18 protein-coding genes are annotated in these 23,742 nt (G+C 53.5%); 13 read left to right on the top strand and 5 right to left on the bottom strand.

Annotated elements, in window-relative coordinates; translation table 11 throughout:
• Positions 1 to 154: 154 nt before the first annotated feature.
• The 3 genes from ACR42D_RS04840 (at position 155) to ACR42D_RS04830 (ending at position 5,168) form a co-directional block, all read left to right on the top strand.
• Positions 155 to 1,057 (top strand): hypothetical protein, encoded by a 903-nt coding sequence (locus ACR42D_RS04840; protein ID WP_484565737.1) that lies wholly within the window; start codon positions 155 to 157, stop codon positions 1,055 to 1,057.
• 179 nt (positions 1,058 to 1,236) lie between these two features.
• Positions 1,237 to 2,193 carry a hypothetical protein gene (locus ACR42D_RS04835; protein ID WP_484565736.1) on the top strand — a complete coding sequence of 319 codons (957 nt, stop codon included), beginning with the start codon at positions 1,237 to 1,239 and terminating at the stop codon, positions 2,191 to 2,193.
• 329 nt (positions 2,194 to 2,522) lie between these two features.
• The gene (locus ACR42D_RS04830) at positions 2,523 to 5,168 is read left to right on the top strand and encodes a primase-helicase family protein (protein ID WP_484565735.1); all 2,646 of its coding nucleotides are present in this window, start codon (positions 2,523 to 2,525) and stop codon (positions 5,166 to 5,168) included.
• Between the two features lie 59 nt (positions 5,169 to 5,227).
• Here the strand turns inward: ACR42D_RS04830 and ACR42D_RS04825 are convergent, their stop codons facing one another.
• Both ACR42D_RS04825 and ACR42D_RS04820 read right to left on the bottom strand, forming a co-directional pair.
• Positions 5,228 to 6,052: a hypothetical protein gene (locus ACR42D_RS04825; RefSeq protein WP_484565734.1), complete on the bottom strand. Its 825-nt coding sequence runs from the start codon at positions 6,050 to 6,052 to the stop codon at positions 5,228 to 5,230.
• A gap of 108 nt (positions 6,053 to 6,160) precedes the next feature.
• Complete coding sequence (locus ACR42D_RS04820; protein WP_484565733.1) at positions 6,161 to 6,457, bottom strand: TM2 domain-containing protein; 297 nt, start codon at positions 6,455 to 6,457, stop codon at positions 6,161 to 6,163.
• 140 nt (positions 6,458 to 6,597) lie between these two features.
• Here ACR42D_RS04820 and ACR42D_RS04815 point away from each other — a divergent pair, with 140 nt between their 5' ends.
• The 6 genes from ACR42D_RS04815 to ACR42D_RS04790 all read left to right on the top strand — a co-directional run bounded on the left by ACR42D_RS04815 (position 6,598) and on the right by ACR42D_RS04790 (position 11,412).
• Positions 6,598 to 6,924, top strand: a complete 327-nt coding sequence (locus ACR42D_RS04815; protein WP_484565732.1) for a helix-turn-helix domain-containing protein — start codon at positions 6,598 to 6,600, stop codon at positions 6,922 to 6,924.
• 101 nt (positions 6,925 to 7,025) lie between these two features.
• Complete coding sequence (locus ACR42D_RS04810) at positions 7,026 to 7,613, top strand: hypothetical protein (RefSeq protein WP_484565731.1); 588 nt, start codon at positions 7,026 to 7,028, stop codon at positions 7,611 to 7,613.
• A gap of 558 nt (positions 7,614 to 8,171) precedes the next feature.
• Positions 8,172 to 8,771 (top strand): tyrosine-type recombinase/integrase, encoded by a 600-nt coding sequence (locus ACR42D_RS04805; protein WP_484565730.1) that lies wholly within the window; start codon positions 8,172 to 8,174, stop codon positions 8,769 to 8,771.
• 106 nt (positions 8,772 to 8,877) lie between these two features.
• Entirely contained in the window at positions 8,878 to 9,114 is a 237-nt protein-coding gene (locus tag ACR42D_RS04800; RefSeq protein ID WP_484565729.1) for a helix-turn-helix domain-containing protein, read from the top strand.
• Entirely contained in the window at positions 9,115 to 10,137 is a 1,023-nt protein-coding gene (locus ACR42D_RS04795; protein WP_484565728.1) for a tyrosine-type recombinase/integrase, read from the top strand.
• A gap of 66 nt (positions 10,138 to 10,203) precedes the next feature.
• Positions 10,204 to 11,412 (top strand): hypothetical protein, encoded by a 1,209-nt coding sequence (locus tag ACR42D_RS04790; protein ID WP_484565727.1) that lies wholly within the window; start codon positions 10,204 to 10,206, stop codon positions 11,410 to 11,412.
• A gap of 73 nt (positions 11,413 to 11,485) precedes the next feature.
• Here ACR42D_RS04790 and ACR42D_RS04785 read toward each other — a convergent pair whose 3' ends face one another.
• Together ACR42D_RS04785 and ACR42D_RS04780 are read right to left on the bottom strand one after the other, a co-directional pair.
• On the bottom strand, positions 11,486 to 12,556 hold the full coding sequence (locus ACR42D_RS04785; protein WP_484565726.1) for a DUF4236 domain-containing protein: 1,071 nt from the start codon (positions 12,554 to 12,556) through the stop codon (positions 11,486 to 11,488).
• A gap of 28 nt (positions 12,557 to 12,584) precedes the next feature.
• The gene (locus tag ACR42D_RS04780) at positions 12,585 to 18,482 is read right to left on the bottom strand and encodes a DUF3320 domain-containing protein (RefSeq protein WP_484565725.1); all 5,898 of its coding nucleotides are present in this window, start codon (positions 18,480 to 18,482) and stop codon (positions 12,585 to 12,587) included.
• A 376-nt stretch (positions 18,483 to 18,858) separates the two neighbouring features.
• Between ACR42D_RS04780 and ACR42D_RS04775 the strand changes: the two genes are divergently transcribed.
• Both ACR42D_RS04775 and ACR42D_RS04770 read left to right on the top strand, forming a co-directional pair.
• Positions 18,859 to 20,085, top strand: coding sequence for an ATP-binding protein (locus ACR42D_RS04775; protein WP_484565724.1), 1,227 nt, complete (start codon positions 18,859 to 18,861; stop codon positions 20,083 to 20,085).
• A 4-nt stretch (positions 20,086 to 20,089) separates the two neighbouring features.
• Positions 20,090 to 20,296 (top strand): hypothetical protein, encoded by a 207-nt coding sequence (locus ACR42D_RS04770; protein ID WP_484565723.1) that lies wholly within the window; start codon positions 20,090 to 20,092, stop codon positions 20,294 to 20,296.
• Positions 20,297 to 20,300: 4 nt separating this feature from the next.
• Here the strand turns inward: ACR42D_RS04770 and ACR42D_RS04765 are convergent, their stop codons facing one another.
• Positions 20,301 to 20,999: a hypothetical protein gene (locus tag ACR42D_RS04765; protein ID WP_484565722.1), complete on the bottom strand. Its 699-nt coding sequence runs from the start codon at positions 20,997 to 20,999 to the stop codon at positions 20,301 to 20,303.
• Between the two features lie 809 nt (positions 21,000 to 21,808).
• On the opposite strand from ACR42D_RS04765, the gene ACR42D_RS04760 reads away from it, so the two are divergent.
• Positions 21,809 to 22,555 carry a FadR/GntR family transcriptional regulator gene (locus tag ACR42D_RS04760; RefSeq protein ID WP_484565721.1) on the top strand — a complete coding sequence of 249 codons (747 nt, stop codon included), beginning with the start codon at positions 21,809 to 21,811 and terminating at the stop codon, positions 22,553 to 22,555.
• Between the two features lie 3 nt (positions 22,556 to 22,558).
• The gene (gene hisC / locus ACR42D_RS04755; protein ID WP_484565720.1) at positions 22,559 to 23,671 is read left to right on the top strand and encodes a histidinol-phosphate transaminase; all 1,113 of its coding nucleotides are present in this window, start codon (positions 22,559 to 22,561) and stop codon (positions 23,669 to 23,671) included.
• The last annotated feature ends 71 nt before the right edge of the window (positions 23,672 to 23,742 follow it).

Raw genomic sequence — 23,742 nt, 5'->3', positions numbered from 1 at the left:
CACGGCCCTATAGTCCCACATCGACGCCAAGATAGGCTTGGCACTCGAAGTCCGATGTTCCCAAGGACGACCGGACACCGAGCTGGGAGAATACCTCTCAGCCTCCATACTAAACAGCGCCAAAAGCGTGCAACACGTACCAAGGAGGTACACCATGACGAATTTTTCCACTGAGATGTTCACTTTCATCGAGACCCTGACCACCGAAGGCGAATGGTCCGGAGACGCGGTAAACCGCGACCCTGACACCCCCTTCCTTGCCCCTCAGGAAGTGCAGGACCTCATCCACTTTGGACGCATGGCAGGAGACGCAGCCGAGAAGCTCCTCGAAGGGGACCTGTCGCCCCTTGGAGAAGGCTGTTCCAACTGCGCAGAGATCTCTGGACTCGCAGCTTTGGCTGCCACCCGGCCCTGCCTTTGGGACCCCCTGGAGGAACTGCTGGACAAGGCAATCGCTCCGATCATCGCATCGCTCGACACCCCGGAGTTGGCCGCAAAATGGATGCATGACGAGTTTAACCACCAGGAATTCATCGGCGGCATTGCTTACGGAGCAACCCGTCAGATCGCCCAGAAAACCCCCCTGGAAATGACGACAAAAGCCGTACTCCTGGCACTGAGACAGTCCGACAACATGGCCGATCAGGCATCCCTCCTTTTGCCTTTCATGGACAAACGGTGCGCAAACTTCATGGCAGAAAACGAGGCCCATCTCCGTCAGCACGCAATCGAAATCGCCATCGGCATCATCGAAAACTCCAGCGCCGTCGGGGCATGGGCGACCAACGCCGTCGAGGCATTGCAAAACGTTGATATCGACTCGGAATACGACCTGACTGAGGGGAATATGCTGATCGCTAACGAGGTGCAGACCCTCTGGGAAGAGGTGACCCCGAGAAACATCGCATTTTTCGCGGCCTGGCTGTGCGCAATCTACCGCTACACTGAATTCGACTATGAGATTGAGATGGCTTTCGTAGACGTCGAAGACCTCTGGGAACTGGAAGGCCACCAGGAGGACGTCGATGACGAATCTCCTGATGGCCTGGCTGCGTAAACGCTAACACGGAGGAATCCTATCGAAGCCAGGGGGACAGCTGGCACCTGCCCCCTGGCAAATGAAACTCCAGTATGTTGTACGCAGAGGACACTATACAGCAGAAACAAGCGATTGTGAATGCGAGCCCCCCCCCTAACAGAATTAAGCCGCGAATACAGCGGAATAAGGAATAAACAATGACCAAGAAATCCAAGAAAAACACCAAGCGTTTGAAGGCCAACGCAAAACGAACCGCAGCCAAGAATCTGGCCCGTAACAAGAAACGTGACGCCCAGAGGGAAAGCGACATTGAGCTGGCATTGCATCGACAGCAGCAGTCCGCAGCCCTTTTGACTGACATTAATCGAGAGCTGAACGAATCTGGTCGATTCTACGTAGAGCTTGACAGGATCAACAGAATGGGATTCGCGCAGACGCCGTTCGCTCTGGCTGCAGCAGAGGCAGCCGATCTCATCTCCCACGACGAGCTGAGGGCGTATCAGAAAGCATGGAAAAAGGGAGACGTCATCGCACTGGCCGCCACCGTTGCTGCCAATAGCCCTGACTTGCTCACGTACACACAAGAAGCGATCCGCTATGTAACCGAGCCGATTGCGCACCTGATTGGGCTTACAGCCACAGACCCTAACTGGAAGGGTTCTAAAGAGGATCTCTATGCATTTATCGCCGAGATGCTCAAGCCCACCGCAGACCAGATCGTAAGCGACATTTTGATTGGGGGTGCTAGAGCCGCCATGCAGGCTTGGTTCGGCACAGGTGAAGATTCTTTTAATGGAATTCTCGACATCACCAACCGGTACATATTCGATAGGGTGCAAACTCAGGCTGCCCGTAACAGAGGCTACTACGAGCAGCTCGCTTTGGATAACGCTCACAGCGTTCTTAAAAATGCAGATCACATCTCCACAAAGTGGAGAGCCGGAGTGAGAATCTTCTTGTCTTTCTTCGATGAGACATTCTTTGAAGACAGCCTCGTTCGCGACGATTTCGTTTTAGACATAGTTACCATGGTCCAGGAAGAAGCCATCCACTTCCCTGCGCGAGAGTTCTCGGCTTTCATTGCCTGGGATGGAGCTATCGATGCTTTTGAGCGCATGGACTTGGAAGGCAAGCCGATTGGCAGAGCCGCGTAACCCAAAAGCCCCCGCCCCGAAGAGGCACCGAATCCTCTTCGGGGCACCCCCTCAGAACAAACGGCCTCCCCCAAAAAAACCACGAACAAGGGCAACACGACATCCGCACCATCAAACCATACAGCACAGACAACAACGCTTTAAGAACAGACCAAGAGACAAACAAAACATATAAAAACAATAAGATAAACACTTATAACACATGTAACACTAAGATATTCATAACATTCCAAACATGCAGCCTAACGCCTCGGTCTTCTCAAGACCAAGTCCAAAATCCACCTGTTACATGTGTTTTTGAATCACGCAGACAACCAGGAGAACATACAATGAGCACTAACGCCCCCTCCACAAAAGATGAAGCCCTCGTCGTCCTCGTGTGCGAGGACGTCGAGGGAATCGAAGCCATAAACAGTTTGCCGACCAGTTACGCGGAATTCGCAACCGGCACCAACCTTCCGATCACGTACTTCACGATATCTGACACACACAATCCGTCCAAAATGTCTTGGAAGAAGCCGCTCACAGAAGACGAGCGCACCGAATGGGCGCACAATGTGCTTAACCAAGGCACTTCCGTTCTCAACAGCCTCTCGCTTCCTCCCATCCTGACGCTCCTGCCCAAGGGTATCGCGAAAATGGATGCAGATGGTCGGCCCCGAGCGGGCGCGTCCAGGCCGGTTCTCAGGGACGTGCCCGTGGCATCCCTCTCGCTCAGCGAGCTGACTTGTAGCCTTGAAGGCGTCGGCACGACCGAAGAGGAACAGCGCACATTCATCGTCGAAGCGGCCAAGGAGATCTCCCCGGCCTTCAGGGAGAACATCGAGAGTGAGGAAGCAGGATCAGGCCCAGAGGCTCCGTGGGAGACTCCCCTGTGGAAGAAGGTCGTCGAAGCCGTTCCGGTCTCTGAGGTGTACTCGACCTACGGCGAGCACATATACCCCTCGGAGGCCGAACGTTTCAAATGTCTCCTCGGCCACGACAGCATCGACGGCAAGGACGTCATCTGCAAGGACGATCGTCACTGGGAGTGCCTCACCTGCGGAGCAAGCGGAAACTCGTTCCAGCTCTTCCACAAGCGCAAGGGGGCTCGGGACAAGGACGGGAATAGCCTGTGGGTCAACAACAGCAGGGAATTCTCCAAGCTGGCGGGCCGGGAGCTTTCTGAAGAGTGGTGCAAGTTCATCAAGGAACGCGAGCAGACGCGCAAAAGCCAGCGGTCTGAGGACAGGGAGAATGCGATCATGCGAGGGCAGGCAAGGCTTCACGAAATGAACGAAACGTTCTTCGTCGCGCCTTACAATGGCAAAACCTTCGTCTTGGAAGAGGCCTCGGACATGCACGGCAACTTCGAACTTATCCCGCACACTCCCCCGAACTTTCGGACTCAGTTCGACAGCGAGAAGATCACCGTTCTTTCCTCCTGCGGCAACCTGGAAACCAAGAGCCTCGGCACGCACTGGCTGTACTGGGAAGGCAGAAGGTCATACGATCGTGTTGAGTTCTACCCTGACGAGTTCCCGAAAGATATTCAGGGCAAACGATACAACCTCTGGCGCGGGTTTGAGGTTGAGCCTCGCAAGGGTGCTTTCCCCAAAATCGAATACCACCTCAAGCAGGTATGGTGCGGCGGCAACGAAGAATACTACAAGTACCTGATCATGTGGTTCGCCCAGCTGTTGCAGTTCCCTACAGAGAAGCCTGGAGTCGCACTGGTCATCAAAGGCAAGAAGGGAACCGGCAAGAGCACCATCCTGGAAGGCATATTCGAGCACATTCTGGGCAGAACCTATGCGACAGTCGACCTCGGCGAGCAGGCGACGGGCAAGTTCAACCACCACCTCCGTGGCAAGCTCCTGCTGGTGCTTGAAGAGGCCATTTGGGCAGGCTCTAAGAGCGACGAAGGCCGGATCAAGAACATGATCACTGGCCCACGAGCCAGGTACGAACCCAAGGGAGTAGACTCCTTCGAGGAGCGATCGTACATGCGGTTAGTGTTCATCAGCAACGAGAAGAGAGCGGTGCCAGCCTCCCTGGATGAACGCAGGTACTTTGCCCTTGAGGTGAGCAACATAAAGCAGTGTGATGTTGCCTACTTCAAGGAACTCCGGCACGAGATCGACAACGGAGGCAGAGAGGCGTTCATGGATTTCCTGCTGAGTTTCCCTGTCGACCACGAGGCAATGCGACAGCCTCCGCGTGCTCCAGCTCTCTGGAACGACATCTACGAGGGACTCCCTCTGGTAGAGAAGTGGCTTTTCGACAGCCTCAACACTTGCGCCGACGAGATCGACGATCCTGAGCGAGAATTCCTGTGGGGAGGAGGTCACGTCCCTACGCGAGCCTTCTTCAACGATTTCATGGCGTACAAATCTGAACGGGAGAAAATGAAGGGCTATATCGGGCACAACGACATCACACGCCAGAAAATGCTGACCCAGTTTCTGTTGTCCTTCTTTGAGGAGTTCCCATACAAGACGCACCGCAAGCAGCGCTGTATCCACGTAACCAGCCTGAAGCGAGCCAGAGAGATTTTTGAATCTCACGTAAGGTATGAAGTTGCTTGGGACGATCTGCCGACGGCCTCTAATGACGACGATGAAGCCCAGCACACTTGCCATCTCAGCGACGACACGGAGTTGGCTAGCGGCTACTTCCCGGGAGGGTCCACGCCGAAGAATTTGAAGGAGATTCTAGACAGAAACCGGACTAGATTCTTGCAGGAAAAGAAGAACTCCAGCCGCGACAGATTCTCCATTAGCCCTGATGATCCGTTCTATGAAGAGGAGCGCCGACCAGCGCCAGAGGAAAGCTACGACCCATTCTTCGAGGAAGAGATGCGGCCTGCGCCTGAGGAAGAAATTCCCCCCTTTTTCGAGGACGAATTGAGTCCCGAAAGATGCCCTGATTTCAACATCAGCAGCAACGACTGGTTCTTCCAGGATGAGATAGCCGCAGCACACGCTGACGATTAGCCACAATGAAGGGCGTCCCGGCCACTACCAGGACGCCCTTCTCATATTTCTGCCAACAACTACCCTTCCTGTACGTAGCCGTTATCAATGATCGACCTCATGATCACGAACCAATCCTCGCCGCTGATCCTCCGCCAATCCTTCTGTGTGTAGCGCTCTGTCTGCAAGGTCCCGTTACCAATCATCAAAAAAGCCTTTGCGCCCGTGTCGCCGTTCTTCTGAATCATCACCGTCTGCGCCGCAGGGCACGTGTAGATGACCGCTATCATCAAAGTGAGCGCGACGTCGCTCTTGCGATTGACCATCGTCACGATGACCTTGTGGATGCCTTCCGTGCCGTCCGGTTCAGGCTTCGTGAACCTGTCAAACCTGAAATCGACGTCCACAGTGAAGCCCCTATCGTGGAAATATCGGCAAACGCCAACGTAATTCTTCATCGGCACTTGGTACACCGGGTCCCAGAATACGTCGGTCAAAGAGGTCTCCACGATCTCCATCTCCTCGGATGTCAAATCGCTCGGCAGCCTGATCCAGTCATACTCGGCCAGCTTGGACGGAGCCTTTGGAATTGGCTCAGCCTTCGGCTCATCTTCCGCCAAGGCGACATTGTCGATGCACAGGCCCCAATGAGGATCATTCACAACGTCTCCGGTGACGCTGCCCGTATTGTCCCAGTGGTCGTCGAGGTACGCCAAGAGCTCTTCGCTCAAGCCCGAATCTGGGCCACAGCCAATCATGATCCAGTTTCCCTCGACCTGAATCCGCCTGAAATTGTCCCCAACCCCTTGAAACTCTGTAGTGATTGGACCTGTGAACGTTTCGGCTGCCGCAGCCCCGCACATCATTGTCAGCATCAATGCCAATGTCGTCACGAATTTTCGCATATATATCTGCCTCCTATAGTCCAGACAAACGACTTACAACCGCTTCGTGAACGCAAAAGGCCGAAGGCGCAGCCTTCGGCCCATGCTCACCCCAGCCGAAATCAAGTGCTACCACTCCCTGAGCGGAGCGCCCGCATTGTCCTTGAAGCTCCCGCTCGCAATGGCGATTGCGTCCATGATCGCGCCGATGAAGAACAGGCCGCCCGTCAGCAGGTACAAGATACCCTTGCCGATCCGGCCCACGTAGAACAAGTGACCGCCGATGATTCCAAGAGCGATGCACAGGATCAAGGCCGTCTTGCGGCTCTTCTCGGACGACAGCGTGGTGTACCTGCCGCCTCCGTTCACGTTGACGTTGATGGTCTGCCCCTGGCTCGATGCCTGCTCCGTGGTTCCTTGGCTCATGATGGATTCTCCTCGTATTCGTTTCCGATGGCGTAAATACCAAGACAGAACACCGATATATCAACCCATTTACAAAAAGTAAATATATATCAGGTCCACATCCGCCAACCACGGATATATCCAGGTACTCGGAGGCGCATATGGATGACATTCTGCTCAAGCTAGGCAAGAGGATTCGGGAACTCAGACAGAAGAACGGGCTGTCTCAAAGCAGGCTGGCCGAGATGGCTGGCCTCAATGACAAGTACCTCGGCGAGGTCGAAAGGGGCGCAAACAACATCTCCGTCAAGAACCTCGGCCAGATCGCGGTAGCCCTTGGAGTCGAGACTTATGAGCTGCTCGACGGCTCCCACGAGTACGAGGTCGACCGCAAGGAACTCGTCCAGAAGCTCCACAAGATCATCGAATCAGCGTCTGATGAGAACCTCTGCGCCATCTACGGCTTCGCCTCTGACATCGTGAACTAAATTTTCTTTCCGTCCACATAAATAGAAATGTGAGCGGCTTGCGGATCGTCTGCCCGCCCAACTCATGTTTTCTATTATTATATGTAATACGGAGAGATACGATGTTGAACGACGTCAATTTCCAGGAGCTTTTCGCCGATCTCGGCCTCAACTCGACAACCAGGGGAGGCAACCTCGTTTGCCCTTTTTGCGGCGAAACAGCATTCAGGCCGTACAGCGACAACGGCGTCGCCCGGTGCCATGCCTGCACGTGGTCCGGCAACGCCATTAACCTCGTCAAGCAGGTTGATGGCGTGGACAGCGACAAGGTTCTCGCCACGCTCATGGACCTTTACGACCATGAGCACAACGCAAGCCGCAGAACTTGGAATGATACAGCCCGCAAGCTCGCCAAGGATCTCGACTTCCTTGCCCAGGCCCGCGCCTACTTCGCCTTTTACAAGTCGGACCGCATGGGCACATCCTATTACCAGAATCAGTGCGGCTACAGCCGATCTCACTTCACCAAAGTCCTGAACGGCCAGTTCGAGAAGGTCTCGCCCAAAGCCTGGAACGAGATCGTGGCGTTCTTGAGGAGAGCGCTCAACGTCGGACAGCTGAGGAAGGACATGATGATGGGGTCGGGGTACTGGATGGAATGCATCAAGGACAAGGAATTGCTCAGGGAGCGCGTGGATAAGTTCAGATAGCCAGACTGAATTCATGGCGAATGGGAATGGGCGTTTGTGGGTATGGCCTGCAAATGCCCTTCTTGTTTTTTGAACAGCCTTTTTTGAAGCACGCTTGATGTCCACGATCTGTAGCTCATCCAGCAATCGTCCCATTCAGTCAATCACGATTCAGAACCCATTGAATGTGTCATTGTGCGCTTCGCGCATGACCACGCTCACCGGAAGAGGTGGGCAACGCCCACCCAACCGATGAGCGATGCTCATGGATGCATTTCTTGAAAGAAATCCACCCAGGCTGAATCGCTCCCGCCGCTTCACCTCTGCTTGCTACTATTTATCGGATCAATGTTTCCACGATCGTACTTTTTCCCACTTTCCCTAAAAAAATTCATTTTCCGAATTTTTCTTCACGGCCTCACGTTCACGATAACACCCCACAAATGTTAAGTTTTTGGCAAAAGTTAACATTCTTCAAAAAGTGACTGTGATTTCGACAAGTTATCGACACCTCGACATCGTCCATCCTGAAAATGTTAAAAATGCACGCAAAATCAAGCAGATACTTAACATTCGAAAATGAGCCCCAGAAACGACAATCACCCTCCCAAGGGAAGTTCCATCACCGTCGAGCCCATCCGCTCCCTGGAAGCGATCTCGGCCATCAAAGAGATGCTTCACGGCAAGCCGCGAGACCTGTTGCTCTTCGTGATCGCGACCAACAACGGCATCCGTTGCGGAGACCTCCTGCGGCTCAAGGTCGGAGACCTGCGCGGCAAGAACGTCGACGACACCATCGCCATCAAGGAGTCCAAGACGGGCAAGGTCAACGTCCTCGCCGTCAACGATTCCGTCCACACGGCCCTGACGAGATTCCTCGCGTCAGGCTCGTTCAGCGACGTCGAGTACCTGTTCCAATCACAGAAGGGAAAGAACCAGCCCCTGACCATCCAATCGGTCAACCGCATGGTCAAATCGTGGTGCCATGATGCTGGCCTCGACGGCAATTACGGAGCCCACAGCCTGCGCAAGACGTTCGGCTATGTGCAACGCGTTCACTTCGGCGTCGGCTTCGAGGTCTTATGCAAGCGATTCAACCACGCCTCGCCAGCCGTCACCATGCGCTATCTCGGCATCAGCGATACGGAAGTAGTCAGCATCCTGAAAAATTCCATTTAATTTGGCGAGGCAAGTTTACTTATGCACCAGGTCTATGAGGTTATAACAATGGAGGGAGCAGTACCCTCCGTTTGGATAAACCATTTCACATAGGAGGATACCAGCAATGAGCAGGCCCATCACCGTTGAGAGACAGTTTTACACACAGAAGGAGGCAGCCGAATACTGCGGCTACTGCGTCGTCACGTTCCGGCAGTTCGCCAAGGATTACGAGATTCCCAAGTGCGGCCCGAAACGGGACCGATACCGCAAGGAGGATCTGGACGATTTCATGACCGACCCGGCCAGCTTCCACAACCCCGTGCGCACGCGAAAGCCCGGTTTCGTTCCGGTGGAGGTATAGGTGAGCGTCGGAAAAACCCAGGACGGGCGTTTCTACGTCCAATACAGAGTTTCGTACCGAAAAAGCCCGAAGCGTGAGTATTTCGGGAGAGGAGTTGAAGCAAAGAAGGCCGCCAGGGAACGCGACGCGGAAGTCAAGCTGATGAAGAGCCGTGAAGAGGAGGTCAGGGAGAGCCATGTCTACCTTGATGAGCTCGCCCAGACGTATCTCGACCACGAGAAGGCCAGAGGGCGTAAGCAGAAGTTCCTCAACGAGGTCCGAAACCGACTCAACAAGTCATACCTGCCCGCCCTGAACCATGTTCCGATCCACAGGCTCACGGCAAAGGACTTCGACAAGCTGGCAGTGGCCTACTCCGGTCTCTCCAACAGCTCGTTCAACCGCTACATCACGTACCTGAACGTCATCTTCAACTTCGGAGTGGACTTCGAATACATCGAGAAGAACCCGATGGAGGCTTGGCGAAAGCGCGTGATGAAACGCGAGAAAACGCGAGAGCTTGAGATCACCCTTGAGGACATCCAGGCCATATACCACCACGCCGCGCCGCACGTGCAGAAAGCGATCAAGCTGACCTTCAACACCGGATGCCGCCCTGGTCAGTCCGAGCTGCTCAAGATCAAGTACAGCGATGTGGACTACGCCAACGAGCGTGTCAGGATTCGCGGGACAAAGACGGCCAGGAGCGACCGATACGTTCGCCTGTTGCCGGAATTCCTCAACGAAATCAAAGAGTGGGAAAAGGAAGCCAAATGCGAGTACATAATCGAGTTCAGAGGTAAGCCCGTCAAAGGGTATGCCAACGCGTTCAGGAACGCGGTCAAGAAGTCCGGCATCGGCAAGACGGTCGTTCCGTACCACCTGCGCCACTTCTTCGCTTCCACCCTGCTCGCGGGCAAAGCTGACATCAAGGCGGTATCCTCGCTCATGGGTCACTCCGGCCCAGGGATGCTGTTCAGGACTTACTACCACCTGATCGGCGAAGGCGAAAGAGAAGCCATCGAGAAACTGCCAAAAACCTAAGCCAAGCAACAGCTTGGGTGCTGTTTTGTCGCCCCGAGCTCCATCCTTCCAAGCCAGGACAAGACCATGAAGAATTTCCTTTCCATAGCGGAAGGCAAGCTCGTCAATGACGGGATGCAGCCGACCGCCAAGGCTAAGCTCGCCCTTCTGACGGACTCCGAGGACGCCCAGCCTTCATTCCCGTTCATATTAGAAAACCTCGGCCTTCACGCCTGCCTGGAAGCCATGAACGCCGCTCCCTACGAGCACGAAAATTTCATAGAGAAGACACTCAGGCTGCTCGCCATCGACGCGGCTTACCGCACCATGCCGCTCTGGGAGAACGCCGAAGTCGCCCAGGACGGGCTCAAGGACCTCCTGCGACTGGCACACCTGTACGCACACGACGAGATCGAACACGAAGAATACCAGGAACGGATGTGGGAGGTAGCCCAGCCTATCATAGGCGATGATAAGGCGGACAGAAGCTTGGCCGCCGCATATGCTGCAAGGGACTGCGCCCTATTCGCCGCCTCACACAATCTCATCCCGGCTCTGAACAGAGCCATCGAGGCCGTACAGGCTTACCACGGGGACATCGCAAGAGGGTGCACCTACAGCTACAAGGCCGACCAGGAACAAGCCCTGCACTTCGCCTGGGACCACGGAGGCCCGATCTCACTTGGAGCCACGTTCGCTGTCACATCCTGGCACGTCCTGGCCGCTGTCGAAGCCGAAATTTGGCACGTCGCATACACCATCGCCGACGAGTTGCTCAGATTTGTCGAATACGAGAACGTCGGAACCACCGAAAAGGAGATGAAGAGTTTTCTCCTGGAAGTCCTGGCGTCAGCGGGAAAAGACATCGCCTACGAAGTGTTGCACAAGGGCGCACGGCGCGTGATCGATGCGGCTATGGCTGCCGAATCGTTTGAGGAAGCGAGAGAGCTGGCGCATAACGCCGCTCGGGGAGTGTTCAGAGACGCCTGCTCCAATCCCGACATGTTCGAACAGTTGGCGATCGGCAGAGCGGCCATCGCAGCAGCCTGCCAAGATTTCGAGAACGAAGAGACTTTCGCCATCTGCCACGCCCTGCACTACCTCCACGAGGGGAGCTTCTATAAGGTTCACCCGATCAACGTCAAAGCGGATGAGATGGCCAAGCGCGTCGCCCTAGACGCACGGAAGGGGCTTAGCTTGGAGCAAATGGCGTATGCTACCGCAAGTAGCTACGTTGGCAGCGTCGAGATGGGCATCCAGTCAGATGTCCTGGGGCGGCTTTTGACTAACTCTTAGTATCCCGTCCAAGGGTCAAACAATGTGGGGCAACTTCTCCCCGTACGAATGCAGAGTTTTGTTGGTTCATTTTTTAATTAACTATGCTACAAAATTCATTTTTAAAGTTTACCGGAGAGTCATGCTTTGATGTCATTAAGTAGAAGGACATCCCTGAATTTGATTTGATTTTCAGCTCTCCATACAGGCAAACTGGAATTTCGTAATTATCTTTAAACCTTCGGTCAGGGCCGCCATTTTTATTTGGATGCTTCCATGTATGACCGACAACTTTTGCGTCATGCGGTGGGTTCTCTTCAATAAACTTTGTGGTGTTATCGGTAATAGAAACACCGCCGTACTCCACAAAACCAACTCCCTTGCTGTCGTAAACAAGGATTCCATCTGGCAACATGTATAATGTTTGCTGCCGTGCCTTCATTACAGGCACATCAATATTGGTGTTCACCCAAGGGGGTTTGCCCTCTCCAACTTGAACAGCTGATCTGCTGATAAGATTGCTTGCACCTGCGTTTAATTTTGATTCATGAGAATCATAAATATTGCGAGAATCTACCAAGGCCCAGACATTAGCATTTGAGGCAAGATTGTTGAAAGCAGATAGCAGCTTCTTGAAAGACTCACCCTTATCGTCTTCGAATTCATATGTAATTGTGACTGTGCGTCTTTTAGACTCCCAGACAGCCATTGCAATTGTAGCCAAAGTACCTATGATCGCTGTGGCAATTCCGACCGTCTTGTTACTGTTTAATAAAACAATTGACAGGAAAAGGAAAAAGCCACCACACAAATAGTCAAACCTGAATCCTTTGTATGAGTTATTAAGGGTTGAGATGAGTTCCTCTCTTGATTTTGATGTCAATTCCTGTGAGCTCGCAGAATTAAACTGAACAGCATCAGGATGAGAAGAAGGAACAATTTCTGTTTCCCTCGGGGGCGTGCCGTCATTTGTAGGCGCAGAATCTCCTCCTCCTACTTCCTGACGATAATAAAGCCCATATCTGCCTGCATGTAGATAGCTTTTTCCATTGGGACGGACACCTACTCTAAACCCTTTAACGCCAACCGATGCGCCAATACCACTCTTGGACAAGTTAAATCTTACTGGTCCAAGCCGTACAGATTTTCTTAGATAAAATGCCATTTCATCATCCTAGTTGTGACTAATTCATCTAGCGCATGAAATACGTTGAGAGGCAATTGCCGAGGTACTCATTAACCTTCTGCGAGAGCCGCTTAACCCCCAGGATATCCGCCAAGTCCCGGACTCGGTCTTTGCTCATCACAAGTTCAGGATGGTCAGCTATGAGCCCGAATAGTTCGTGGCGCGAGATGTCTGTGACGGCTCTGCCTTCTATGGACCTGTACGGCACCTTTTCCTGGTAAGTTCCGGGTGACCAGACAAAAGTCGCCTTACCTTCCTTGCGGAGTTCATTTTTTCCGAGACAGGTATCGATTTGCTGCCTGATATTGGCCCCAGTCCTTTTCCAACCATGGGCTTTGCAAATGGTCCGGGCAAGTCGGTCGGCCTCGATGGGACCCTCTATCTCTACCAGATAGTCGATCAGTTGACAGAGAATCGGTGTGTACCCGGCATCGAAGAAACGGTCTGCATTTGGTTGGACGGGCCATTCGATGGATGAGACGTTACTTGATGCCGTCGAGTCATCCACACCGGTTGATTTGGCATATTTTGAGCTTTGATCTGGTGGTTCCGGATCAGAATACGGAAGCTCAAGTTCATTGCTTACATTGGGAAGCTTGACTTGTCTTGAAATCCGAGGCTGCAAAACATGCTCTTCTTCCGGTTGCGATTTCATTGTTTCCGCAACAAGCTCTTCAGGCACGTCTCTCCATTCTTCATTTTGCTCGGCCTGTTCTTTGGCCTGGGCTTCTAGTTCCTTCTCCTTTTGGCGGGAGTTTTCAAGAACCTCCTCCAGTTCTGTATGAACCCGTTTGAGCGCTTCCTTAGGATTCATGAACCAGTCTGTTGACCATATGCGGATGATGTTCCACCCGAGGTTACATAGGACCGCTTCACGGATTTTGTCTCGATCCCGCGCGCTTGCGGAACTGTGGTAGGTTGCGCCGTCACACTCAACGCCCGCCAGGTAGGCACCTGCGTGATCGGGATGGACCACGCCCAGGTCGATTCGGTAACCCGAGACGCCGACTTGCGGTCGGATCTCCCATCCTTTGTCCATAAGGGCGGACATGACGGCCTCTTCAAACGGACTCTCTGGACTGCCAATCCCCGGTCTTACTACGCTTGGAAGGGCAATTGGGCCGCGTTTCGCGTAATCAAGGAAAGTTTTGAGATGGGCCACACCAAGGGCCTTGGTCCGCGATGTGTCGATGTCATCGGCCTCAATTGATGAGAAGACATGCATTTCGGATCGGGCGCGCGTCACGGCGACGTTCAGTCGTCTTTCTCCTCCATCCCGATTGAGCGCGCCGAAACTCATTGACATTTTGCCTCCATTATCTAGCCCGAAGGTAATGGAGAAGCACATGATGTCCCGCTCGTCTCCCTGGATGTTTTCCAGGTTCTTGACGATAACCGGTTCTTCCCGATTTTCGCTGAAGAACCATTCAAGCTTCGGATTGGAACGTCGGGCCTCGTCAAAAAGATTGAGGATCAGTTCCTGTTGCTGGATGTTGAACGTGATGACGCCGAGGGTCGGTCTTGTCTCCTTTGGGAGTTGTAGCCAGCGTTCCAGTCGTGACCTGGCAAACCCGACGATTTCTCTTGCTTCCGTGATGTTGGTACGGCCCGTGCCTCTCGCATACGCGCCGTCGTTTTTGTGAAAAACAAGGGCATCTGATTCTGTTTTGGGCGAAGGGAAGGTGATGAGCCTACCACCATAATAGTGATGGTTCGAGAACGAGATCAACGATTCATCTCGGCTTCGGTAATGCCAGTTCAACTGGACTTCCGGCAGGCCCGCCGCACTGGCTTCTTCGAGAATACTGGGCAGGTCTTTTTCATATTCGGCAAGGTCTTCCTCGTCCTCGTCATCGGTACGACCGAAGAAGTTGGTGGGTGGCAACTGTTTCGGGTCGCCCACGATGATGGATTGTTCTGCCCTGGCAATAGCCCCGACCGCATCCCATGTCGTGATTTGGGAGGCTTCGTCGAAAATGACCACATCAAATTGAGTCTGGTCAGCGGGAAGGTATTGAGCCACTGAAAGCGGTGACATGAGCATGCATGGTGCCAGCTTGGTGAACACGGTTGGCGTGTTTTCGAGCAATTTGCGGATGGAAAGGCTCGGTCGTTGCAGCCCAAGCTGGTGCCTCAATGTTCCCAATTCCGAGCGGCGAGGGACGCTATCCCTGGCCGGAAGCCCATGCGAGGTCTTAATCAATACTTGGTCCGAGGCCATTTTTTGAACGGCTTCGTCTCTCTTTCGAAATTCTCGTATCAAATCTTCATGGGACCATTGGCGGAAGCCACGAAGCTCAGAACTGGCGTCTATGACGAGAGGCAGCCACCAATGGAAATATGCCACCCGGAAATCCAACTTGGCGTTTTCGATCTGCCCGGTTCGCAGTGCCTTCAGAAATGGATCAAGACCCAGTGCCCGTGCTTCCTCTCTGACCGCCACCCAACGGACCCAATCCGCAAGTTGAGTCTTGTGGGCGATCAAATGTCGCAGGTCCGTTTCAAGGGACTCTATCGACTGGATATGCAGCTTTCCCTTGGAATGGACAGCGTAGGCTTCACAGGCCGATTTGAATTCCCTGAGCGCTGAGTGAAATGCCGTTGCCATGCGTTCGGCGTCAGGTTGTTGCTGCCCGTGGTTGAGCAGGGAGTCCAATGCGGCTCCAAACTGCTGGGCATCAGAGGCATGACGCCGAACATCGGCGAGCGCTTGTTGCAGATCCTCAGCACCTTTGAGATATTCCAACACGTTGGAATGGTCGGTTTCTTCGTTTCGAAATACCGGAAGCCCTGCCAGCTCGCTCTGGTCGATGGTTTCAATGTTGTTTTGGATTTCCCGCAGGGGAATTATTTCCGAAGCGACATCCACCTTGCCGTCCGCTGCATAGCTCTGGAGAAGTTTACCGATTCGCCTGCGCCCGAAGGCCGAGAATGGCCACATTTTGGCATTTGCCTCGCGCCATTGACGGTCGATGTCGTCCACGGGGATGCGTTTCAGTTCGGCATTTTCGTAGCTGGCCGTGAGGTTCGACCGCGCCTGGCGAATGACGGTGATGGCGGCGTCGAGAGATGCTGCGGCTTCTTCCAAACGGCCCAATTCCGCATCTACGACCTTGCTGTAGTCCTGCCTGGAAGCGATCCGGCAGACTTCATGGAATCGATTGAGTTGCTTTATGCGCTCAAGATTTGTTTCTTCAGCGTCCGGTAGCCCTATCTTATGCGCCAAGGCCTCGGCTGTTTCCTTGAGTTGGGGAATAGTGGCCAAAATTGATTCGGCGTGTTCAATCAGGCTGTTTTGCCAAGAAAACGTCCATTCCTCAGCGTCGATGCTGTCGAATCCCTTGCAGTCGCGGACAATGGTGTGAATCCTGTCCGCGCGTATTGCGGTCTCCTCAAGCCTGGCGAACATGCCAGGGTCATGCGCCTTGAGATTGTCGAACGTAAGGGCGAACCGTGGGCGATGTCCGGTGACAATGCCGATGGCTTGGAAAACACTGAAGCCATGGCTGCCGGGTGCGTGAAGTTGTTCCACATACCTGTTGAGCTCGTCCCTTGCCTCTTCCAGTCTGCTGGTTGCACGGGTCCATGAATCTGTAGCGTATGTCTCGCTGCGTTCCCAAGCGGCTTCCAGTTGAGCCAGAACACGTTTCCTGTCGGATTTATTGGAGTGGAGTTCAAGGCAGACGTCGCCAAGCCCGTATGCCTTCAATCGGCGGTAAACCACGTCCAGCGCCGCTGATTTCTCCGCCACAAAAAGGACGCGTTTCCCCACGGAGAGGCACTGGGCGATCATGTTGGCGATCGTCTGGCTTTTCCCTGTGCCGGGAGGGCCGATGACAACGAAGTCGTGTCCGTTCATGGCCGCAACAACGGCAGCCAACTGGGAGCTGTCGGCGGGAAGCGGAGTCAGCAGGTCATGCAGGGGGATCTTTTTGTCGATCTCGTTGGGCAGGGGAAGACAGGGGCCGTCACACGCTTGGACAAAAGGAGTCTCGGGCGAGTCTATGAGATGTTTGACAAGCCGGTTGTTTCTCAGGTCCTCGGTTCGGTCGACCAAATCCTTCCACATGAGATACTTGGCAAAGGAAAACGTGGAAAACGCCGCCTCTTCAACAACTTCGAATCCTGGGATGTCCCGCACGGCCTGGCGCATGAGCGAGAAGACCAAAGGGACGTCGATACCTGATTCGTCTTTTGGGAGCTCTCCTTCCAAGGACGGAACCCTGAGTCCGAAATCCCGTTGCAAGAATTGAAGGAGGGTCGAGTTGATGCGGATGTCATCCTCATGGTGTGCAAGATAAAAATCCGATTTCGCCGAACGACGTTTCAGGGAAACCGGGAGCAGGAGGATGGGAGCCCGATACAGCGTCGGGTCGTTTTCCGTTTTTTTCCACCTGAGGAAGCCCACCGCCAAGTAGAGGGTGTTGGCGCCCCCTTCCGCGAGTTCACTGTTGGCCTTGCGGAAAAGCGTGACCAGCCGGTTGCGCATGTCTGTTCCGGGCAGCGGAATGCAGAGCTGCTTGCGCTCCAGGGCGTCCTTGGCGAACTCCTCATGGATGTCTTTGCCGTATTGTTGCTGATACAATTCCGGATCACGTGCCCCGACAGGGTTTTCATCCTTGAGGGATATGACCCGAAGGCGGCTTCCGTCCGCCAGCATGTCTTCCAGTCTCGGAAGAGCCGGGCACAAGACCGGGATGGTCTGCTTGGTGTCCTTGAAGTTGAGGAGGCGATTTCGAAGAGTCAGGTCAAGGAGCTTTCGTTGCCAGCGGTCTATCCTGTCCTGAGCTGTCTGGGGCGTTTCGTCGATGACTTCGCCTGGCAACATGCCGAAGTCTGGTTCCGGCGGGAGAGCCGCCGGGGCAACTTCCTCTGCGGCTTCCTTTGATGATTCTACGACATGATGGGCAGCGAGGGGGGTGACACCCGCAAAACGAGCCCTGCGGATGTCCACGGCACGCTCGAAGTCGACTTCGTTTTTTTCGTTGAGTTTCACCCTGGCGTTTTGAACCGCTTGGGTGAAGTCCGCTACGGGGCGATTCGTTACCAAGGTTGTTTCGAAGGCCACGAATTCCCGTGCCGCGATGGCTTTGCGGAGTTCGACGACATCCGGTTCTTCAATGGAGGGCAGGGTCTTGTCCGCAAGCCAGACGCCTGTAAAGGCGTGTCCCTTGGTAAAGATAATGACAGGGTTGAGCCCCGCCGCTTCAAGCGCACCAGCAAATAGCAGCGAGCTGTCGAGGCAGGTGACCAACCCCTCGTCGTGTATCCGCCGCGGCCCTCGGACTTTCTGCCCTCTGGATTCAAAAGAGGCGGGAGGCTGTGCATAGCTCAGTGCCTTTTCTGTGATGGCCGACCATATACCGGCAGCAAGCATATACGCTCGTTTTGGATCTTGATCCTGATATCCATTGAGCGCCCCATTATGACCGCCCTTTTCCAGGAGCGCACTTGCCCTTTTGCAAATTTTGGCGACAACGGGATCGTTTGGCGAGACAAACGCAGCGAGAATGCTGGCCATCTCACCCAAGCCGCCCCATTCGTCTCGCGCCAGAAGCCTGATGGGCAGAATCTGTTCGCCCAAGGCCGCCTCGTTCTGGCGAAGCCGGAAGGTCAGTTGTCCACGCTCAGCTTCGTTGAGCCCATCGAAAAAAGCGAAGTCGTATTCCAACCTCAAGTCGGAGAGGGATACGTCGCTATTGGCATGTATTCTGTCTATGGTCCATGTCTTGTTTCGGCAAAACGGGGGGTGAGGAGTGAGTTCCAGGGTGATATTCTCAACAAGCGCATCCGAGATGTTGCGGATTTGGATGCTACGCAGGAAGGGAACCGAATTTTGCGCGGAGGCAAAATTGATGCATTCGGCTGCGGATATTAACAAAGTCAGCGTGTTGTCCGTATTCATTCACTGCCTCGAACTGATCAGGGTAGGTGTAAGCTTTCGCTTTCCATTAAAGTTAATCGATACACAATATAGAAGAGGTTGAAAAGGCTCAGAACTCAAGATTTAAATGGTTTTTGCAGGGTTGGTATGGCCTGTTCGTGACTCTCCCGACATTATCAATCCAGGGCGGAGGATATGAAGGCCTCGGAGGCCATTCTGAATGTTTATATTTCTGGGAGATACATGGGTCCACTTCATCGGACCACTGGTATTCTAGCTACCCGCTTGGCGGACAAAACCGAAGTGTACAAATCGCGTCGCACCCCGTATAATGAGTTCGGAAATTGGCATTGAATTTTAGATTGAAATTTTACCATTTCGTGATAAATATTCTATCATGCTTAGACGAAATATCACCCAAGACATCCTTGAGGCACTGGCCGACTCACCCGTTCTCTTCCTGCGCGGAGCGCGGCAGGTAGGCAAGAGCACTCTGGTCAAAGACCTGCTCGCTGACACGTTCGAAGCCAAATACGTCACCTTGGACAACGCCACGGCTCTAGCCTTGGCTGGCGGTGACCCTACGGCATTCATCGCAGGGCAACCACGGCCTCTGATCATCGACGAAGTTCAGCGGGTGCCGGAGTTGCTACTGGCAATCAAAGAGGCTGTGGATGCCGATCGGAAGGCGGGACAATTCCTGCTGACTGGCTCTGCCAACCTCCTGACGTTGCCCCTTGTGAGCGACTCCCTTGCCGGACGCATGGAGATACAGACTTTGTGGCCGATCTCTCAGGCCGAAGTGCATGAGCGCAAGACGGATTTTGTGCAAGCCCTGTTCGACAAAGACTTCGTGCAGCAAAGCGCAGCCGAAGGGTACGACCTGCCAGACATCTTGATAGCAGGGGGCTACCCGGAAGCCATGGCGCGTAAAACGCAAAAACGACGAAGCGCATGGTTCGACTCTTACCTGACAACTATTGTCGAGCGTGACATACGCGACATCGCCCGTATTCAGGAAACGGCGACCATGCTCAGATTGGTGCGCTTGCTCGCAACGCGTACGTCAAGCCAGCTCAACCAGTCCGAGGTATCCAGAACACTACAAGTGCCGAATGCAACGCTGGGCCGATACATGGACCTTCTTGAGAAGGTATTCCTCATCCACTTCTTGCCAGCTTGGGCTCCCAACCTCGGCAAACGTCTTGTCAAGTCCCCTAAGCTTTACATGGTGGACTGCGGACTTGCGGCCCACCTCATGGGTGCAGACGCTGATAGGCTGGCAAACACGCCGGAACTCGCAGGCCAACTCCTTGAAACCTTCGTGGTCAACGAAATACTCAAGCACCTGACGTGGAGTACTGTTTCGGCCACCCCTTATCACTTCCGCACTCATGCAGGCCTTGAGGTAGACCTCATTCTGGAAAAGCTGTCCGGCGAGATCGCATGCGTTGAAATCAAGCACTCCGCACAAGTCGTGCCCAAACACTTTCGCGGCCTAAAAGCAGTTAAAGACGATCTCGGAGATAAGTTCCAATCAGGCGTGGTGCTATATGGTGGAACGGAGGTGGTCCCATTTGGTGAGGATATGTTCGCGGTCCCTATCAGCGCACTATGGAGATAGGCGCATGGAACACAAGAGACATCCAACATCCAAAATCGAAATTCAGCTACGCCGCTTGGAACATGTCGTGGCCTCCCAAGCGATAGAAGGTAACCCGTTAACCGAAGAGGAGATAGAGATCTTTAAGAACTGCATTCTAAAAGACTGCTCTTTTGAGGAGCGTACTGCCATTTCCCGAGAAAGCTTTCCAGGTTACGAGCAAGCATCTTAACCGGCTAATTAGGCCAAAAAAGTAATGCTCCCGTAGTAACTATATGTACCAAGAGAAAGAAAAACTTGGCATTCTTCGGTTGCACTTTCAATAAGCGACGACAGATAATCGACGGAAATACCAACACAAACAAAATACAAACCGGGATAAAAGATATCAGCAAACAATGAAAAACAACAAAAATGACGCCAAAGAAGCAAAACAACGCACTTAGTGTGAATGCAGACTCTACGACGCTAAGATTGCTCACCCCAAACAAAGTAGCAAACCTTGCAAAATCGTAAAAAATTCCCGACTCAAATCCAGTATACTTTTGAATAAGAAGATACAACCAAGGTGAAGCTATACATATCGCAATAAACTCAGAATCTTTTTTGACAATCTCAACAAATTTTAAACCATCTTTTAATGACACCCATGCGAAAAGAAATAGAAGAGGTGCTGGAGCAAGCCAAGCGACATTGGCAATTCTACCTAATGAATAAAACAAAATGGTCGAGATAACTGCAAGGTAGCCGGTAAAACGCCTAATATGAACAAGCTCTGACTTATAACTCGCATAACCTCTCCATCTTAATAAACACAAACCAGCTTTTGAAAGCTTCTCTAACGCTTCCTTGCCAGATCGATGCTCTCGAATCTGAGATTGAAGGGTTACTATGAAAGAGACAAAACAAATAATTCCAACCAGCAGCTTAAGCACGCCCCCTCCGACCAAATGATTTATGAGCTCATACCAAAACGCAGAAAGGGTTCAAAGCAATATTAGTTCGTTCCTTCACTCCCACCCATGAGCAAGAGATATGTACAAGAATTCGCCCCTACTAACAAATAGTCAGTAGAGCGTCCGAACTAACCGACCGATATTGCATGAATTTTAAAAAATGCTTTCATCATAGCAAATTGAGATTTTAAAAGTAAACGTCCGAAATTCATTAATTTTACCCTGGTATACGGACTGTATACCAGGGTATGCTTTTATGTGCCCAGGCGGCGGATGTCGGCGAAAAAGGTGAATAATTACACAGCTTATATTTTCAGAACAGGGCTTCGTAATCAGTAGGTCGTCGGTTCAATTCCGATTCCTGGCTCCAGCGGAAACACAGGGCTGACAAGGGGTTAACACCTTTGTCAGCCTTTTTTCGTGCCCACGGGACCTAGCGAAGAATGTCGATCTCCCCATCGAGTCCCTGGAGGTTTCGCTGTTTTTTGGGGAGTGGGACTTTGCGGAATAATCCGGCCTGTTGGTGTGTTATAGCACTTTGGGGCTTATTCCATTTCTTTCCGGAAGGTACTGCCACTTCTATTTACTTGGATGTTTTAGAGCACCGACCATTTGGCGTAGTCAGTTTCGGATGGCTGCCGAGCGAAACCTACTGATTTTCTCTTCAAGCTAGCCAACAGATCCTGGGGATGGGCAGCCGCCCCCCTAGAGGACGGCCTCTATTGACAGACTCCCCTTCCGCTCACTAATGTATGACGTCAGACATTTAAACGGACTTTCGGTCATCCATGGGCTACAAACCAAAAAGCATCAAGCATAACAAGGTCTTCGAAGAGATCGTCGAGCAGATTGAACAGGCCATGATTCATGGCGAGCTCAAACCTGGAGACTGTCTGCCCTCCGAACTCCAAATGAAGGAACAGTTTCAGACCAGCCGCAGTTCGGTCCGGGAGGCGATCCGCGTCCTGGAAGCCCGGGGGCTGATCGAAATCCGCCAGGGAATCCACGGAGGCACCTTTGCCAAGGGGATCGAGTCGCGGACTGTGGCCGACAACATGGTGCGCTTTCTGCAAATCAACAACATTCCCTTCGACGACATCGCCCGATTCCGGGAAGTGCTTGAAGGCGAAGCCTCAAGCATGGTGGCGCGACACGTCACCCCGCATATGGCCGCGGAACTGAACGGGCTGTTGGCCAAGGCGCGCCAAGTGCTGGAAAGGGACCCGGCGGACTGGGAAGGACACTACGATTACGACGACGAAATCCACGTGGCCATTGCGCGCATGACCGGAAACGAGCTTTTCATCGCGGTGCTGAGTTCCCTTCATTTCAAAATGCTGGACGAGGATGACCGCTTTGCGCCCAAAGCGCCTGAACTTCTTTGGGAAAACTACGAGGGCCTGTCCAAGATAGTCACCGCCATCGTGCAACAAAAACCCGAGGAAGCGGAACTGGCCGCGCGCGAGCACGTCCGCATCTTCAATGAACACATGAAACGCGAAGCCCGGCTTCTCCAAACAGACAAAGCAAGCTGATCCATGAAACCCACCGATTTCAACGAGACCGTCAGAAAAGGCATCCCCGAACTGCGTCCTTATATCCCGGGCAAGCCGCTGGAAGCGGTCCAGCAGGAATACGGCCTGGCACACGTCGTCAAGCTGGCGTCCAACGAATGCCCCTTTCCGCCTCTGGCAGAAGCTATCGAGGCCGTCATGGCGGGGGCCGAAGCCGTCCGGCGTTACCCCGACGGATATTGCCGCAAGCTCAGAGGCGTGCTCTCCGGGAAACTCCAAATCCCCGAGGAGTCCATACTGTTCGGCAACGGCGCCGAGGAGTGCATCCGGTTGGTCGCGCAGACAGTGCTCAACCCCGATGAAAACGCGATCATGCCGAAGTCCTTCTTCGACGCCTACGAAACCGCGACGCTCCTGACAGGGGCCTCGGCCAGGTTCGTGCCGCTCAGGGACTTTGCCATCGACCTGGAAGCGACCCTGGCGGCCGTGGACGAAAAGACGAAACTCGTCTGGCTCTGCTCACCCGCCAATCCCACCGGCCCCATCATCACCCGGGAACAACTCGACGGCTTCCTGGCCCGGCTTCCCCAGGGCGTCTTCGTGGTCTTCGACGAGGCATACCGGGAATTCGTGACTTCGGCCGACGCGGCACGCGCGGAAGAGTATCTTGAAAAGGACCCGAGGGTCATCGGCCTGCGGACCTTTTCCAAGGCGTACGGCATGGCGGGACTCAGGATCGGCTACATTGTCGCCCACCCCGGGATCATCGACCTCGTCGCCAAGGTCAAGCTGCCCTTCAACGTCAACATCTTCGCGCAATCCCTGGCCCTGTACCACCTGGAAAATCCGGAATTCGCAACCCGCCACGTGGCCACGATCCTGAGCGAAAGGGAACGGATGACCGGCGAGTTCTCGAAAAGGGGCATGTCCACCGTCCCATCGGAAGCCAATTTCCTGCTGGTCGAACTGCCTGTATTGGTGAACAACCTCAACCCGAAACTGCTGAGCAGGGGCTACATCATCCGCCCCGGCAGCATTTGGGGTTTCGACAGGCACATGCGTTACTCGCTGGGCAGCCCGGAGCAGAACACCGCATTTCTGGAAACCCTGGACGACATTCTCGGGGCAAACGTCTGATGCAGGCGAACAGCAAGGCATAACGCCGTCCATCGGCTGAAAATATACTACGTTCAACAATGAGGAGAGAG

It is taken from the genome of Pseudodesulfovibrio sp. lm2024, assembly GCF_051175575.1.
GTDB classification, from domain to species: Bacteria; Desulfobacterota; Desulfovibrionia; order Desulfovibrionales; family Desulfovibrionaceae; genus Pseudodesulfovibrio; species Pseudodesulfovibrio caledoniensis.
The sequence above is the reverse complement of the archived record's forward strand: the minus strand, read 5'-3'. Positions and strand labels throughout refer to the sequence as shown.

Coding starts and splice junctions, on each gene's coding strand:
- ACR42D_RS04800 (WP_484565729.1), top strand. CDS start 8,878: ATGAGCAGGCCCATCACCGTTGAGAGACAGTTTTACACACAGAAGGAG.
- ACR42D_RS04825 (WP_484565734.1), bottom strand. CDS start 6,052: ATGCGAAAATTCGTGACGACATTGGCATTGATGCTGACAATGATGTGC.
- ACR42D_RS04820 (WP_484565733.1), bottom strand. CDS start 6,457: ATGAGCCAAGGAACCACGGAGCAGGCATCGAGCCAGGGGCAGACCATC.
- ACR42D_RS04775 (WP_484565724.1), top strand. CDS start 18,859: ATGCTTAGACGAAATATCACCCAAGACATCCTTGAGGCACTGGCCGAC.
- ACR42D_RS04835 (WP_484565736.1), top strand. CDS start 1,237: ATGACCAAGAAATCCAAGAAAAACACCAAGCGTTTGAAGGCCAACGCA.
- ACR42D_RS04770 (WP_484565723.1), top strand. CDS start 20,090: ATGGAACACAAGAGACATCCAACATCCAAAATCGAAATTCAGCTACGC.
- hisC (WP_484565720.1), top strand. CDS start 22,559: ATGAAACCCACCGATTTCAACGAGACCGTCAGAAAAGGCATCCCCGAA.
- ACR42D_RS04790 (WP_484565727.1), top strand. CDS start 10,204: ATGAAGAATTTCCTTTCCATAGCGGAAGGCAAGCTCGTCAATGACGGG.
- ACR42D_RS04785 (WP_484565726.1), bottom strand. CDS start 12,556: ATGGCATTTTATCTAAGAAAATCTGTACGGCTTGGACCAGTAAGATTT.
- ACR42D_RS04815 (WP_484565732.1), top strand. CDS start 6,598: ATGGATGACATTCTGCTCAAGCTAGGCAAGAGGATTCGGGAACTCAGA.
- ACR42D_RS04780 (WP_484565725.1), bottom strand. CDS start 18,482: ATGAATACGGACAACACGCTGACTTTGTTAATATCCGCAGCCGAATGC.
- ACR42D_RS04760 (WP_484565721.1), top strand. CDS start 21,809: ATGGGCTACAAACCAAAAAGCATCAAGCATAACAAGGTCTTCGAAGAG.
- ACR42D_RS04810 (WP_484565731.1), top strand. CDS start 7,026: ATGTTGAACGACGTCAATTTCCAGGAGCTTTTCGCCGATCTCGGCCTC.
- ACR42D_RS04840 (WP_484565737.1), top strand. CDS start 155: ATGACGAATTTTTCCACTGAGATGTTCACTTTCATCGAGACCCTGACC.
- ACR42D_RS04805 (WP_484565730.1), top strand. CDS start 8,172: ATGAGCCCCAGAAACGACAATCACCCTCCCAAGGGAAGTTCCATCACC.
- ACR42D_RS04830 (WP_484565735.1), top strand. CDS start 2,523: ATGAGCACTAACGCCCCCTCCACAAAAGATGAAGCCCTCGTCGTCCTC.